General features: G+C 58.5%; 11 protein-coding genes. 6 read left to right on the top strand and 5 right to left on the bottom strand.

Annotation, left to right across the window (positions count from 1 at the left end):
• Positions 1-6 precede the first annotated feature (6 nt).
• Positions 7-1,707 carry a sulfatase-like hydrolase/transferase gene (locus tag AC1RPZ_RS14590; RefSeq protein ID WP_493137737.1) on the top strand — a complete coding sequence of 567 codons (1,701 nt, stop codon included), beginning with the start codon at positions 7-9 and terminating at the stop codon, positions 1,705-1,707.
• A 24-nt stretch (positions 1,708-1,731) separates the two neighbouring features.
• On the opposite strand, the gene AC1RPZ_RS14585 is transcribed toward AC1RPZ_RS14590, so the two are convergent.
• Both AC1RPZ_RS14585 and AC1RPZ_RS14580 read right to left on the bottom strand, forming a co-directional pair.
• Entirely contained in the window at positions 1,732-2,391 is a 660-nt protein-coding gene (locus tag AC1RPZ_RS14585) for a DUF2931 family protein (protein ID WP_493137736.1), read from the bottom strand.
• A 471-nt stretch (positions 2,392-2,862) separates the two neighbouring features.
• Positions 2,863-4,299, bottom strand: a complete 1,437-nt coding sequence (locus AC1RPZ_RS14580; protein WP_493137735.1) for an IS1182 family transposase — start codon at positions 4,297-4,299, stop codon at positions 2,863-2,865.
• A 390-nt stretch (positions 4,300-4,689) separates the two neighbouring features.
• Here AC1RPZ_RS14580 and AC1RPZ_RS14575 point away from each other — a divergent pair, with 390 nt between their 5' ends.
• Positions 4,690-5,583 carry a transporter substrate-binding domain-containing protein gene (locus tag AC1RPZ_RS14575; protein ID WP_493137734.1) on the top strand — a complete coding sequence of 298 codons (894 nt, stop codon included), beginning with the start codon at positions 4,690-4,692 and terminating at the stop codon, positions 5,581-5,583.
• A 475-nt stretch (positions 5,584-6,058) separates the two neighbouring features.
• Here the strand turns inward: AC1RPZ_RS14575 and AC1RPZ_RS14570 are convergent, their stop codons facing one another.
• The 3 genes from AC1RPZ_RS14570 to AC1RPZ_RS14560 form a co-directional block, all read right to left on the bottom strand.
• The gene (locus tag AC1RPZ_RS14570) at positions 6,059-6,721 is read right to left on the bottom strand and encodes a DUF2931 family protein (RefSeq protein WP_493137733.1); all 663 of its coding nucleotides are present in this window, start codon (positions 6,719-6,721) and stop codon (positions 6,059-6,061) included.
• Positions 6,722-6,826: 105 nt separating this feature from the next.
• A complete protein-coding gene (locus tag AC1RPZ_RS14565) occupies positions 6,827-7,483 on the bottom strand; it encodes a DUF2931 family protein (RefSeq protein WP_493137732.1) in 657 nt (218 codons plus the stop codon).
• A gap of 2 nt (positions 7,484-7,485) precedes the next feature.
• Positions 7,486-9,135 (bottom strand): phospholipase effector Tle1 domain-containing protein, encoded by a 1,650-nt coding sequence (locus tag AC1RPZ_RS14560; protein WP_493137731.1) that lies wholly within the window; start codon positions 9,133-9,135, stop codon positions 7,486-7,488.
• A 163-nt stretch (positions 9,136-9,298) separates the two neighbouring features.
• Between AC1RPZ_RS14560 and AC1RPZ_RS14555 the strand changes: the two genes are divergently transcribed.
• Genes AC1RPZ_RS14555 through AC1RPZ_RS14540 form a run of 4 tightly spaced genes read left to right on the top strand, consistent with a single transcriptional unit; the run spans position 9,299 to position 13,688 of the window.
• The gene (locus AC1RPZ_RS14555) at positions 9,299-9,421 is read left to right on the top strand and encodes a hypothetical protein (RefSeq protein ID WP_493137730.1); all 123 of its coding nucleotides are present in this window, start codon (positions 9,299-9,301) and stop codon (positions 9,419-9,421) included.
• Positions 9,422-9,462: 41 nt separating this feature from the next.
• Positions 9,463-10,131, top strand: a complete 669-nt coding sequence (locus tag AC1RPZ_RS14550) for an ABC transporter ATP-binding protein (RefSeq protein WP_493137729.1) — start codon at positions 9,463-9,465, stop codon at positions 10,129-10,131.
• 1 nt (position 10,132) lies between these two features.
• A complete protein-coding gene (locus AC1RPZ_RS14545; protein ID WP_493137728.1) occupies positions 10,133-12,610 on the top strand; it encodes an ABC transporter permease in 2,478 nt (825 codons plus the stop codon).
• On the top strand, positions 12,600-13,688 hold the full coding sequence (locus AC1RPZ_RS14540) for a lipocalin-like domain-containing protein (protein WP_493137727.1): 1,089 nt from the start codon (positions 12,600-12,602) through the stop codon (positions 13,686-13,688). The genes AC1RPZ_RS14545 and AC1RPZ_RS14540 overlap by 11 nt, the downstream gene beginning before the upstream one ends.
• Positions 13,689-13,732 lie beyond the last annotated feature (44 nt).

Below are 13,732 nucleotides of genomic sequence, written 5' to 3'. Positions count from 1 at the left end.
AGACTCATGGCGAGATACCTGAAGGAACTGTTGCTGGTTCTGTATTTACTGAAGAACTACGACTACTACCTTGAACGCCTGAGTGCCATAGGCATCGGTTTTGCTGTGGTGCTGTTTGGCGCGATGTTCATCGTTCTGGTGGGGGCCTTGTGGCTCAGCGCCTACATCCGCCAGACGCTGGTCCGTCATCTGTTCGCGCTGGTGATGTTTGTCTCGGCGGTATTCTTTGACGTTTATACGCGCGTGACCGCCGACTACCTGACGTACAGCAGTTTTGTGTCGCTGGTCTATTCCGGGGGCTTCATTCAAGAAGCGGCGTACCAGTATCGGACGGTGATTGTCAGCGCCGTGGCCAGTGGGCTGCTGCTGTTGTTCGGTATTGGCCTCAAGCCGCGTCGGCGTCTGGCAGTGCCGGGTTATGCGTTGGTCGCGGCGCCGCTGGTGGGCGTGATGCTATTGAGCGCGGTGCTGTTCGTGCGGGCCGGCGAGGGTGCCCGCGGCTTGCCGATCATGTATACGCCGCTGGCCTACCTGAACCTGTTCGCCTACGAATCCCTGCACAACACCGTCGGCCCGCGTGAGCCGGTCAGCCTGGCGCGGGTGAGCGCGCCTGCCGCGCATGACATCGTCTTGATCATCGATGAAAGCGTGTCCGGCAACTACCTGGACATCAACACCGGGTTTGGCGTGCACAGCAACCTCAAGGAACCGCACCCAGGTCTCGACATTATTAACTACGGCTATGCCGCGTCCGTCGCCAATTGCAGCGCCGACACCAACGTGACCTTACGCTTCGGCGGCACGCGCACGGACTACACGCACATCAACTCGACCCTGCCATCGATCTGGCAATACGCGAAAAAGGCCGGGTTGCGCACGGTCTACATCGACGCCCAACGCACCGGCGGCAATCTGCAGAACCTGATGACCGACCTTGAGCGCAAAGACATCGACGAATTCGTCCAGTTCGACTCAACCCGCGTGCGCGACCGTGACATGGCCGCGGCGCAGAAGCTGATCGATCTGCTCAACGACGGCCAGCCGACGTTGGTGGTGATCAACAAGGTCGGCGCGCATTTTCCGGTGCACGACAAATACCCGGACGATTTCATGGCCTATCGGCCGACACTGCCGCGCGGGCAGTTCATGGAGGTTGCCGACACCGGCAAACGGGACGGTTTCAATGGTCAGCCGGATGACTGGATGCTGTATCGCAACGCCTATAAAAACACCCTGCTGTGGAACGTCGGCGAGTTCTTCGCGCGGGTGTTTGCCAAGGCTGATCTGAGCAACGCGACGTTGATCTACACCTCGGATCATGGCCAGGACCTGCACGAGCGTGGCAATCCGGGGTTGAACACCCATTGCGGCGGTGACCCGGTCGAGGAAGAGGGCCTGGTGCCGCTGGTGGTGATTCAGGGCAGCGGGTTGCACACTCTGGACTGGCAGGGCGCGTTGGCCGGTAACAAGGATCGCTCCAGCCACTACAACATCTTCCCGACGCTGCTCCAGTTGATGGGCTATGAACTGGCGGCGATCGAACCGATCTACGGCAAGCCGTTAAGTCAGCCGACCGATGACGATTTCACCTTCAACTATCGCTTTAATGCGCGGTTGGGGGCCAAACCGGCATGGCGACATATCGACCTTAGCACCATTGTGACGCCAGGCCAGGCACCGTCGGACGTTACCGCAGGTACGCCGTAGGCATGTGCACCGCGTCGACCGAAGTCACCAACTCCCATAGGGAATGCCGAAACGTTCGATGTAGCGTTTGGAGGATTCTTTGATCTTCCAGGCGTAACGTCCTTCATTGTTGCCGAGATAGGGGCCCAGGGGTTCGATGCCGACCTGAGTCCGGTCAACCTTGTTGGGATGGAAGCAGTCGTCACGGGCCCATACCTGGATTATCCCGCCGGGTGCCAGCCCCAGATTCAGTGAGGCGGCGGAGTTGGCGGAATACTCCGGTGTTTCATGGCAGCGCCGGGAGGTGGCGTTGCGCATGATGGTGCGGGTTGCTTCGGAAATCTCGATCCAGCCGGCATAGGTCTTGCGCTCGACAATCGATTGCCAGCGAACATAAACCCGTACCGGTAGGACGGCACCTACGACTGGCATGCTGGAACTTCCGACCCCATCCCAGCCGCGAGCGATATCGGAGTCAAATTGGTCCCCAAGCATTCGTGCGGCAGTGCCAGACGCGACATTGGCAAACAGCCGGCCATGAATGTCCACCACCGCTGAGGTTTCTACCCAAACGGTCATGAAGTTGGGCTCAGTAAAACCGATGTACCACCAAGGTGCCTTGTAGTCGTTTTTGGCCGAGAGTGGGTCGACGGTCTGGCAGGCGCTTATCGACAACAACGCCAACAGTGCAATCAGTATTTTCATGGCTACAGCGTCCATTCCGGTACATGAGGGTGTTGCACCCGTACGGCATCCACCGTCGGGACGTTGACATAGAGCCGCTCGGCTGTGCTGGTGCGTGGCGCTTCATCACCAACTTCCGTAGGTGCGTAATTGCATCTCACTTGACCACCTAATTGCATCGCCACTGACCAGTCGTTTGCATCCGACTTGACCAGTCATTTGCATTCGCGCTGACCAGCTTTTTGCAGTCGATGGGTGTCAGCGGGTGCCACTCAGGGGGAGTGCATCAGCCAAGCACAGAAGGACTGCAACCGACCCAGGCTGTGTGAAAACGCGCTAAATACGTCGAAAACTGATAGGCGCGAGGAACGCTTGTGAAATCAGCGGCCGGAAGCGCGAATTACCTTAGTCAGCTACATAGACGTTCGTAATGCCGTTTGGGCCGCGTCAGCGGCCCAAACGGCTACTAACTGGCGAGCCAAGTGGCTGGATTTACGCCCTGATCGCCTCAAGCAGTCCTACAATGCCGAAGATGCTCATCATTCGTTTGAGGTTGTAGGCGAGTACATGAAGACTCATTTCGGTACTTACCCGCGGAAGTGTTTTGGTCAGGAAGTGGGTGGCTCCCATCCAATATTTGAGCGTTCCAAAAGGATGCTCAACAGTCTGGCGGCGAACCTTCATCTTCCCCGGGTCATGTTCCAGCCGAACCTGCATCGCGTCGATTACCGCCTCATGTTCCCAGCGCTTCACACGGCGCTCCTTACCCGTCGTACATTGCTTTTGCATTGAGCAGGACTGGCAGCCCGAGAAGTAGTAACAATGCAATAACATGCCGTCTTCCATCGACGAATGCCGCCTGGTTAGTAGCTGCCCCGCAGGGCATCGATACTCGTCCGACGCAATAAGATAGATGAAATCCTGTTTGCCGAATCTGCCTTCGGCTTTGCTGCCAGATGTGAGGGGTTTCGGTACGAAGGTAGTGATGCCGGCTTGCTCGCAAGCACGGATTTCCAGACCTTTGTAATAGCCTCGGTCGGCCACCACCGTTAGCGATTCAGCCTCGATTTCTTCACGCGCTTGGTTCGCCATATTGCTCAGTTGCCCACGATCATTACCAACGTTGGTCACCTCATGGGCAACGATCAGATGGTGTTTGTCGTCGACAGCTGTTTGTACGTTGTAGCCAACCGTTCCGGTGCCTCGGCCGCTCGTGGCCATTGAGCGTGCATCTGGGTCTGTGAGGGAGATCTGCTGGTCTGGACTTTCGTGGAGCTGCGCCTCGATTTCCTTGAGTTTCTGCATCTGCTTTTTCAGTGTTTCTATCTTTTCTTTAAGCCGCTCTGCTTTGGCCTCGGCCACTTCGGGCGTTGCCCGATCCGCCGAATCCATCGCCGCCAGATATCGATCAATGCTCTGCTCGATCTGCTGCATGCGTGCCTTCACCTTGCCCTGAGTGAAGTTGCGGTCGCGATTATTGACAGCTTTGAATTTGCTGCCGTCGATGGCGATGATCGATTGGGAGAAGAGATTGAGGTTGCGACAAAGAACTACGAACTGGCGGCATACGCTTCGAATGGCTTTGCCGTTGTCTTTGCGAAAGTCGGCAATGGTTTTGAAGTCCGGAGCCAAACGCCCCGTTAGCCACATCAACTCGACGTTGCGCTCGGCCTCACGCTCAAGCCTGCGGCTGGACTGAATCCGATTCAGGTAGCCGTAAATATAGATCTTCAGCAAGACCGCTGGGTGGTAGGCCGGACGACCAGTTGCGGCAGGATCGACGCCCTCAAAACCAAGTGCGCCCAGGTCGAGTTCATCGACGAAAACATCGACCACGCGCACTGGATTTTCTTCGGCTACGTAATCGTCCAGACACTCTGGCAGCAGCGTCACTTGCGTCCGAGCCTCACCTTCAATAAATCGCTTCATGATCGCCCCCGATACGATCTAGACGATCAGAAGGTTAGACAATCACTGGCGTTTTCACACAGCCTGGGTCCAAAGCGGAAGTAGCCAGCTTGGGAAGCAGACATTCAAGGTCTGACCTAACCCGGCGCTACGCGGCTTCATCGCCCGGCGTCCATGTTGATCGATACGTTAAACCCCAGGCTTTAGATGCGCCTGAACGTCGCGATGGAATTCTTGCGACTTCGCATATGACTCGGTTTTCTGATCTGGCTCAAAGTATCTACCGTCCCTGGGCGTAGTGTTTGCAATAACGTTTCGTAGACACGCCGGAAATTGGTGCTCACGTCCTTTACGTTTTTCAGTGTGTTTTTGAGATGTTTTTGCCTTTTTCATACTTTAAAAGGGTGTCTCATGAAAACCTCATATTTCGTAGCAACGACAATCCTCGCCGCAGGTTTGTCTGCCATTGCATCTCCCGCCAACTCGCAGACACTCGAAAAAATTGCCGATAGCAACAAAATCACCGTGTCTTACCGGGAGGCATCGGTACCTTTCAGCTACTTGATCGGTCCTACCGAAGCCGTGGGTTTCTCAGTCGATTTAACCGATGCCATCGTTGATGATGTGCGCAGGAAGCTCAAGAAGCCGAACTTAGAAGTGGCTTACATTCCTGTGTCTTCGCAAACCCGCATTCCGTTGCTGGTCAATGGCACTTACGATCTGGAGTGCGGATCCACCACCAACAACGCTGCGCGTGGCAAGGACGTGGCTTTCGCAATTAGCCATTTCTACACCGGCACGCGCCTATTGACTAAGAAGACCTCCGGCATAAAGAACTACACCGATCTCGCAAAGAAGACTGTCGCCAGCACCGTCGGCAGCACGAACGAGAAGGTCCTCCGCCAATACAGTGCCGACAACAATCTAGACGTACAGGTCGTCTCGGGCAAAGACTATGACGACTCCTTGGCGCTGGTTGAAAATGATCGTGCCGTTGCGTTTGCCATGGACGATATCCTGCTGTTTGGCCTCATGGCGAACTCCAAAAATCCCGATTCGCTCGAAGTCGTGGGTGATGCGCTGCAAGTCGAACCCTACGGCTGCATGCTTCGCAAAGATGATCCTGAATTCAAGCAATTGGTCGATGGCACCATAACCCGTCTCATGGAGTCGGGCGAATTCGCAAGGCTATACACCAAGTGGTTTCAATCACCGATTCCTCCAAAAGGAATGAATCTGAACATGCCGATGAGCGAGCAGCTCAAAGCCAATCTCAAGGCGCGCAGTGACAAACCAGCGCTGTAAAGCTTGACGAATACCTGAGCAAACGACACAGAAGTCCGACTTAACTCGGTCATTGCGAGCAGTTGCCGGTTCCGAATCGCATCGGGTCGGCACTCACGCTCGGTGAGAGGCGGTTGCAGCCGCGAAGCTCAGATTAGAGTTGGCTCCATTCACTTAATTGAGTACAAAGCCGGTCGGTTGCGTAATCTCATACTTTTCATGTATTCGAAACTAAGCAATATGATTTTCGGAAACGTCAATAATTTCATGCATCCATTCCGGACGGAATTATCTGAGCTTTGCGGCTAGACCGCCTTTGAGCAACGCCTTGTATTGCTTGAGTGGGTGCGAACGTCTTCTTTGAAGCGAAAGCACCAAGGTCCGGAATTGGCCGTTCTCTGCCGGTGCTCACTACCGCGTGTGCTGGTCAAGTCGAATACAAACGGTTGGTCAGCACGAATGCAATTGACTGGTCAGTGGCAATGCTAATGGGTGGTCAAGTCCATGCAATTACGCAGTAGGGAATGCCGAAGCGTTCGATGTAGCGTTTGGAGGAGTCTTTGATCTTTCTGTAGTAACCGTTGTACTTGCCTTGATTTGGGCCTAGCGGCTCAATGCCGACTTGCCCTCGGTCGACTTTGTGGGCGCGGAAACAGTCGTCGCGGGTCCATACCTGGATTATCCCTCCAGGTGCCAACCCCACGTTGAGGGAAGCAGCAGAGTTGGCGGAATACTCTGGTGTTTTATAGCAACGCTGGGCCGTCGAGTTGCGCATGATGTCGCATGTGGATTCGGAGATATCGATCCAGCCCGCGTAGGTCTTGCGCTCCACAATCGATTGCCAACGCACAAAGAGGCGTTTCGGCAAGTCGGCACCCGTGACTGGCATGCCTTCACCACCGATGCCCACCCAGCCCCGCGCATTTTCCGTTCCGTCCTCGTAGTTGCTACTGGCAGCTGCACCGGCGGCAACATCGTAAATCAAGCGTCCTTTGATATCCTCGACTGTGGAGGTTTCAACCCATACCGTCATGTGAGCAGGTTCGGTAAAACCGATGTACCACCAGCGTGTTTTAAAATCATTTTTGGCCGATAGCGGGTCGACGGGCTGGCAGGCGCTTATCGACAATAACGTCAACAATGCAATCAGGGTTTTCATGGCTACAGCATCCATTCCGGTACATGAGGGTGTTGCACCCGTACGGCATCCGCCGTCGGGACGTTGACATAGCGCCGCTCGGCTGTGCTGGTGCGTGGCGCTTCATCACCAACTGCCGTAGGGAATGCCGAAACGTTCGATGTAGCGTTTGGAGGATTCTTTGATCTTTCTGTAGTAACCGTTGTATTTGCCCTGATTTGGGCCTAGCGGCTCAATGCCGACTTGCCCTCGGTCGACTTTGTGGGCGCGGAAACAGTCGTCCCAGACCCAGACCTGAATGATGCCACCCGGAGCCAGTCCCAGATTCATGCCCGCGCTGGGATTCGCCGTGTATTGGGGTGTTTCATGGCACCGTTGGGCCGTCGAGTTGCGCATGATGTCGCGGGTGGATTCGGAGATATCGATCCAGCCCGCGTAGGTCTTGCGCTCGACAATCGATTGCCAGCGTACGTAGATCCGTTTCGGCAGGTCGGCACCGATTACTGGCATGCTGGAGCTTCCGACCCCATCCCAGCCGCGAGCGATATCCGAGTCGAAATGCTCCCCGAGCATTCGAGCTGCGGTGCCGGCCGCGACATCTCGAAACAGGCGACCTTGTATGTCTTGTACCGCAGTGGTTTCTACCCAAACGGTCATGAAGTTGGGCTCAGTGAAACCGATGTACCACCAAGGTGCCTTGTAGTCTTTTTTAGCTGAGAGTGGGTCGATGGTCTGGCAGGCGCTTATCGATAACAGCACCAATAGTGCAATCAGGATTTTCATGCCTACAGCGTCCATTCCGGTACATGAGAGTGTTGCACCCGGACGGCATTTGCCGCCGGGACGTTGACATAAACCAGCCCGACTTTGCTGGTGCGCGGCCCCGAGAGAAAGGTCGGGGTCCAGTGCGCGGACAGGTGGATATAGCGTAACTTCAGCAACTGTTCCTCGGCCGGCGTAAGGCTGTAGTCGCCGGCAACAAACCGCTCGCACAGTGCCTGAAGATCGGCCGGTGGAGCCAGTTCGGGATTCTCCTGAATGTCGTCAAACTCAGCCCCATGCTTTTTGGCTGCCTCATACATCACCCGCACGTAAACCCGAGCCAGCCCGGCACTGACCTTACGCTGGAGTTGCAAGCCGACAAAGACCCGTTTGTGTTTCGGCGCCATACGGTCCTGCGGGTCGGGTGGCAGTATCTTCGGTTCCGGTGTGAGCAGCACCAGCATGTCCGGCGGCCAGCCCCTGGCGTGCCATTTCACCCGCTCCTGCTCGGCGCTGAGGTAGATTGAGGTGTTTTTGACATCGGTGGTCAGGGGCACGTCCAGGGCCTGCAGGGGGCTGAGCATCAGGCGTTCCTCGGCTTCATCGAGGTAGCCGCCGCCGATATCCGCGTGGGCTCCCGGCAGGCTGACTTCCGGGTGATCCGGGCCGACACGATTCAGCGCGAAGTTGGCGCGGTACTCATCCCGGGCTACCAGTTGCAACACATTAGGGAAGAACTTCGGCAGCAGGTGCAACTTGACCCCGGGGGCCGCCGGGCTGCACACATAACCCAGATTGCTCAGGCCGCCGACGGAGGCGACGGTGTCGAACAGGCCGATAAATCCGGTGTTGACCCCTTCACCAAATACCTTGCTGAAGCTCTGGGCGAACAACCGGTCGGGGAGGGACAGGGTTTCGCGCAGCGGGCTGCCGGTTCTGGCCATGCACAGGCAGGCGAAATGCCGGGCTGCGGCGGCGCCGCGGCTGAAACCGAAGACATCGAAGATCAGAGCCTGAATCTGGATATGGGGGTACTTCTGATGGAATTGCCCTAAGCGTTGTTTTATGAAAGTAAATGCTTGAAACACTCGGGCTTCGATACCGGTTTCACCCCGGCCAAATGCCGAGCCCAGCAGGCTGTCTTGCTCGCCCGCCGTTGTGCCAATGCCTTCGACGTAAACCTTTTCGAAAGCCAGTTTTTGCATCTGGATGTCACTGACACTTCTAGTCTCACTGTACAGGTCATGCAACCGCTTAACATTCGTCACATCACTCCCATAACTGCTGTTTGGGTCCTTCATATACGGTTTGCAGTCGCTGTCCATATCCTCTGACGACGCCGGGTAATGGGCGCCGCAGCGTTGCCCCCTATCGACATTGAACGGGTTGTTGCCGGTGCCATCGAAAAACACCCCGATGCGCAGGGTGATCTTGATGCGTGCAGCTTCTTCGCGGGCCTCTTTCGCTTCCCAGGCGTCGTTGTACTGCTCTTCCTGTGCTCGCTGCCGCGCCAGCATCTCGTCGTGTCGGCGTTGAGCCTGTTCCGAATCCCGTGCTTGTTCTCGGTTGCGTTCAGCCGTTTTCCGGTTGCGTTCGGCCGTTTGTCTGGCGAGCTTTTCCAGGGCCCAGTCACGGCAGGTCGCGCAATGGTAGCCATCGAACTCTTGTCCCATCCCAGTGCTCCCTTTCTATGTGGGCCTTCAGGCTGGGAAAGTGCGCGTTGCGGGAAGGGTGACGCTGCCAGTCGCGGCTTAAAAAAGTGTGGGAACAAGACTGACTTTTTGGAGCCTGCACCTGACAGACAAAACCTCAGGCCGAATTTGCTGGCGATGAGGCATGGAGCACGGGCTGAAAATCGGCTTGTGGGATTTGTCTGGCGCTATGGGTCAGACATTTTCCGACCCGACGCAGCAGGTGATCGAACAGCGCTGGCAGATGCCGACGGTGAAGGGGGTGTAGTCCGCTATCCTTGGCCTTAGGTTTGCTGATCGAGTACTCCCATGCTTCAGGTGCACGGCGTGTTCAAGAGCTACGCCACCCCGCAAGGCCCGTTGGCGGTGTTGCAAGGTGTCGACTTGCACCTGACGCAAGGCAGCAGCCTGGCGCTGATGGGCGAGTCGGGCAGTGGCAAGAGCACCTTGCTGCACTTGATTGCCGGGCTGGACAAGGTCGATCGCGGCAGCATCCGCATGGGCGATCAGCGCCTGGAGCAGATGAACGAAGGGCAGTTGGCGAATTGGCGGCGCACTGAAATCGGCCTGGTGTTCCAGCAGTACAACCTGATCGGCAGCCTGCGGGTCGAGGACAATCTGGCGTTTCAGGCACGCCTGGCCGGGCGCCATGACCTGCGATGGCAGGCGCAACTGGTGGAGCGGCTGGGGCTCGGGGATCTGCTCCGGCGTTACCCGGAGCAGCTGTCCGGTGGCCAACAGCAACGGGTTGCCCTCGGTCGGGCGCTGGCGTCGCGTCCGCGCTTGCTGTTGGCAGACGAGCCGACCGGCAGTCTTGATGAACACACCAGCGATGAGGTGCTCGATTTACTGCTGGAACTGCTCGTTGACAGCCCCACCAGCCTGTTGATGGTCACGCACAGCCAACGGGTCGCGGCACGACTGGCAGAAAAAGTGGTGTTGCACGGCGGACGCCTGGTCGACGCAGGCCAACGTTGAGATGAGCATTTTGCGCGAAACCTTGCGAGCGCTGCTCAGCCATTGGCACCAGCACCCAGTGCAGTTTTTCAGCGTGCTGACCGGGCTCTGGCTGGCCACCGGTTTGCTGACCGGGGTGCAGGCGCTGAACAGTCAGGCGCGAGAAAGTTACGCTCGGGCCAGTCAACTGATTGGCGGCGAACCTCAGGCCAGCCTGAGTGCGCCGAATGGCGCGACCTTCTCTCAGGCGTTGTTCGTCAACTTGCGTCGGGCCGGTTGGCCGGTATCGCCGCTGTTGCAGGTGCGAATCCAGCTCAAGGGCCATGAAGACCTGCGCTTACAGCTGATGGGTATCGAGCCGTTGTCGTTGCCGACCGGCTCGGCGCTGGCCGGGCAACGTTTGGAACTGGCGCAGAAGGTTGAATTTGTCAGCCCGCCGGGCCGTACCTGGATTGCTCCGCCAACCTTGCAGGCGCTCGGTTTGCGCGAGGGCGACCAACCGCAAAGCCTGAACGGGCAAACCTTGCCGCCCTTGCACAGCCAGGTCGACATGGCCCCCGGTGTGCTGCTGGTGGACATCGGCTTTGCCCAGCAGGTGCTGGGTTTACCGGACCAGTTGTCGCGCCTGTTGTTGCCCAAGGATTTTGCCGCCACCGAGCCCAAGCTACCCGCCGAGTTAACCGGTCAGTTGCAACTCAAGCGCAGCGGCGAGGAAAACAATCTGGCGCGGCTTACCGAGAGCTTCCACCTGAACCTCGATGCGCTGGGCTTTCTGTCGTTTGTGGTCGGATTGTTCATCGTCCACGCCGCCATCGGTTTGGCGCTGGAGCAACGCCGTGGGCTGTTCAGAACCTTGCGCGCCTGCGGGGTCAGCGCGCGGATGCTGATCCTCTGTCTGAGCATGGAGTTGGGCGGTTTGGCACTGCTCGGCGGGATGGTCGGGGTGGCCAGTGGTTATCTGCTGGCCAGTCTGCTGTTGCCGGACGTTGCCGCCAGTTTGCGCGGGTTGTACGGCGCGGAAGTGGCGGGGCAGTTGAGCCTCAGCCCGCTGTGGTGGCTCAGCGGTATAGGCTTGAGTCTGCTCGGTGCTTTGCTGGCCGGTGCCAATAGTTTGCTGCGGGCAGCCCGACTGCCGCTGCTGGCACTGGCCAACCCGCAAGCCTGGCATCAGGCTCACGCGCGTTGGCTGCGGCGTCAGGGTTGGGTGGCGGCAGTCGCTGCTGCGATCGGTCTGATTGCGTTGCTATGGGGTGACAGTCTGGCCAGCGGTTTTGTGCTGATGGCGGCATTGTTGCTCGGTGCCGCGCTGAGTTTGCCGGTACTGCTCAACGCTGCATTGAACCTGGTAGTGCGACGCAGCCGGTCGGTGCTGGGGCAATGGTTTCTCGCCGACTGCCGTCAGCAGTTGCCCGCCCTGAGTCTGGCCCTGATGGCGCTGCTGTTGGCGCTGGCGGCCAACATCGGTGCCGGCAGCATGACCGCTGGTTTTCGCCAGACCTTCAGTGACTGGCTGGAGCAACGGCTGACCGCCGAGCTTTACCTCAATCCACAGAACCCGGCGCAAGCCAGCGCGCTGCAACAGTGGCTGGCGCAACAAAAACTCAGCGCGGTGTTGCCGAGCTGGCAGGTCGCGGTGTCGTTGCAGGGCTGGCCGGCGGACCTTTACGGGGTGATCGATCATCCGACCTATCGCGAACATTGGCCGTTGCTCGAAGCGCTGGGCGAGCGCCCTTGGGATCAGTTGGCGGCGTACGACACGCTGATGCTCAGCGAACAACTGGCCCGTCGACTCAAGCTGCGGCTCGGTGACTATCTGAACATCCCCACGCCTCAAGGCACATGGTCACCGCAGCTGATCGGGATCTACGCCGACTACGGCAACCCCAAGGGGCACTTGTTGGTCAACGCCGAACACCTGCTGCGTTACTGGCCGCAACTGACGCCGAGTCGCTTCAACGTGCGCGTCGATCCGGCGCAGATCCCGGCGCTGCTGACGGCGCTGCAATTGCGCTTTGCCCTGGATGACAGCCGCATCAATGATCAGGCCCGGCTCAAGGGCTGGTCGACGCAGGTCTTCGAGCGCACTTTCGCGGCCACGGCGGCGCTCAACAGCCTGACCCTCGGCGTGGCCGGTGTGGCGCTGTTCATCAGTTTGCTGACCCAGAGTCAGAGCCGTCTCGGGCAACTGGCACCATTGTGGGCGCTGGGCGTGACGCGCCGACAATTGATGGTGCTCAACCTCGGGCAGACCTGGTTGCTGGCACTGCTCACGCTGGTGATGGCGTTGCCCTTGGGGCTGGCGCTGGCCTGGTGCCTGGACACGGTGATCAACGTTCAGGCGTTTGGCTGGCGCCTGCCGTTACGGGTGTTCCCGCTGCAACTTGTGGAATTGATGGGGCTGGCAATGTTTGCCACCTTACTGGCGTCGGCCTGGCCGCTGTTCAAGCTCTATCGCACGCAACCGGCGGATCTGCTGAGGAGCTATGCCCATGAGGATTAACCGGGCGGTCGACGTGCTGTTGCTGGCCTTGCTGTTGCTGACATTGGCGGGTTGCGATGACTCATCGAAACACAACGAGGGTTTCGCGGGGTTGGGCAGCACAGCGGCGGCGTTCAAGCAGGTGACGCCGGGCCGGGTATTCAGCTTTCCGGCCGATCACGGCGCCCATGATGGTTATCGCGTCGAATGGTGGTACCTCACCGCCAACCTCAAGGACCCGCAAGGCCGGGCATTCGGCGTGCAGTGGACGCTGTTCCGCAATGCTCTGAAGGCCGGGCCCGAGCAGCCCGGCTGGGCCAGTCAGGTGATCTGGCTCGGCCACGCGGCGGTGACTTCGGCGAACGTTCATCACGCCGCTGAACGTTATGCCCGCGGTGGCGTCGGTCAGGCCGGGGTTCAGAATGTGCCGTTTGCCGCGTGGATCGATGATTGGCGGCTGAGCACTCAAGCCGACACCGCGAACCCGCTGGCAGAGATGCAATTGCAGGCGAGCGACAAAGGCTTCAACTATCGACTGCGGCTGAACGCCAGTCGGCCATTGGTGCTGCAAGGCGAGCAGGGCTTTAGTCAAAAGTCCGAACGGGGCCAGGCGTCGTATTACTACAGCCAGCCGTTCTTCCAGGCCAGCGGTAGCCTGGCAATCGACGGCACGACGTATCAGGTCAGCGGCCCGGCCTGGCTCGACCGTGAATGGAGCAGCCAGCCGCTGACGGCCGAACAAACGGGGTGGGACTGGTTTTCCCTGCATCTGGACAGTGGCGCGCAGTTGATGCTGTTTCGGGTCCGACAGAAGACCGGGGCGGCCTACCTGACCGGCACCTGGATCAACCCGGACGGCAGCGCCCAACAACTGTCCCGTGACGAGATCAGCCTCACGCCGTTGGCATCTTCCGAGGTGGCCGGACGGCGTTTGCCGACGCGCTGGTCGATCAAAGTGCCGGGCAAAGGCCTGGACATCACCAGCAGCGCATTGAACCCCAAGGCCTGGATGGATTTGCGCATTCCCTACTGGGAGGGGCCGGTGCAGTTGAGCGGCAGCCATGCTGGCAACGGGTATCTGGAAATGACCGGGTACTGAGCGGTAAGCCGCAAAATTTCGGGTGAAACCCTGATCTGCGTCTT

Source organism: Pseudomonas sp. GW822-FHT02D10, assembly GCF_058802345.1.
The sequence above is the reverse complement of the archived record's forward strand: the minus strand, read 5'-3'. Positions and strand labels throughout refer to the sequence as shown.

What these genes read in the sequence shown, in the direction of transcription:
- AC1RPZ_RS14590 (WP_493137737.1), top strand. Translation starts at nt 7, where the DNA reads ATGGCGAGATACCTGAAGGAACTGTTGCTGGTTCTGTATTTACTGAAG.
- AC1RPZ_RS14585 (WP_493137736.1), bottom strand. Translation starts at nt 2,391, where the DNA reads ATGAAAATACTGATTGCACTGTTGGCGTTGTTGTCGATAAGCGCCTGC.
- AC1RPZ_RS14580 (WP_493137735.1), bottom strand. Translation starts at nt 4,299, where the DNA reads ATGAAGCGATTTATTGAAGGTGAGGCTCGGACGCAAGTGACGCTGCTG.
- AC1RPZ_RS14575 (WP_493137734.1), top strand. Translation starts at nt 4,690, where the DNA reads ATGAAAACCTCATATTTCGTAGCAACGACAATCCTCGCCGCAGGTTTG.
- AC1RPZ_RS14570 (WP_493137733.1), bottom strand. Translation starts at nt 6,721, where the DNA reads ATGAAAACCCTGATTGCATTGTTGACGTTATTGTCGATAAGCGCCTGC.
- AC1RPZ_RS14565 (WP_493137732.1), bottom strand. Translation starts at nt 7,483, where the DNA reads ATGAAAATCCTGATTGCACTATTGGTGCTGTTATCGATAAGCGCCTGC.
- AC1RPZ_RS14560 (WP_493137731.1), bottom strand. Translation starts at nt 9,135, where the DNA reads ATGGGACAAGAGTTCGATGGCTACCATTGCGCGACCTGCCGTGACTGG.
- AC1RPZ_RS14555 (WP_493137730.1), top strand. Translation starts at nt 9,299, where the DNA reads ATGGAGCACGGGCTGAAAATCGGCTTGTGGGATTTGTCTGGCGCTATG.
- AC1RPZ_RS14550 (WP_493137729.1), top strand. Translation starts at nt 9,463, where the DNA reads ATGCTTCAGGTGCACGGCGTGTTCAAGAGCTACGCCACCCCGCAAGGC.
- AC1RPZ_RS14545 (WP_493137728.1), top strand. Translation starts at nt 10,133, where the DNA reads ATGAGCATTTTGCGCGAAACCTTGCGAGCGCTGCTCAGCCATTGGCAC.
- AC1RPZ_RS14540 (WP_493137727.1), top strand. Translation starts at nt 12,600, where the DNA reads ATGAGGATTAACCGGGCGGTCGACGTGCTGTTGCTGGCCTTGCTGTTG.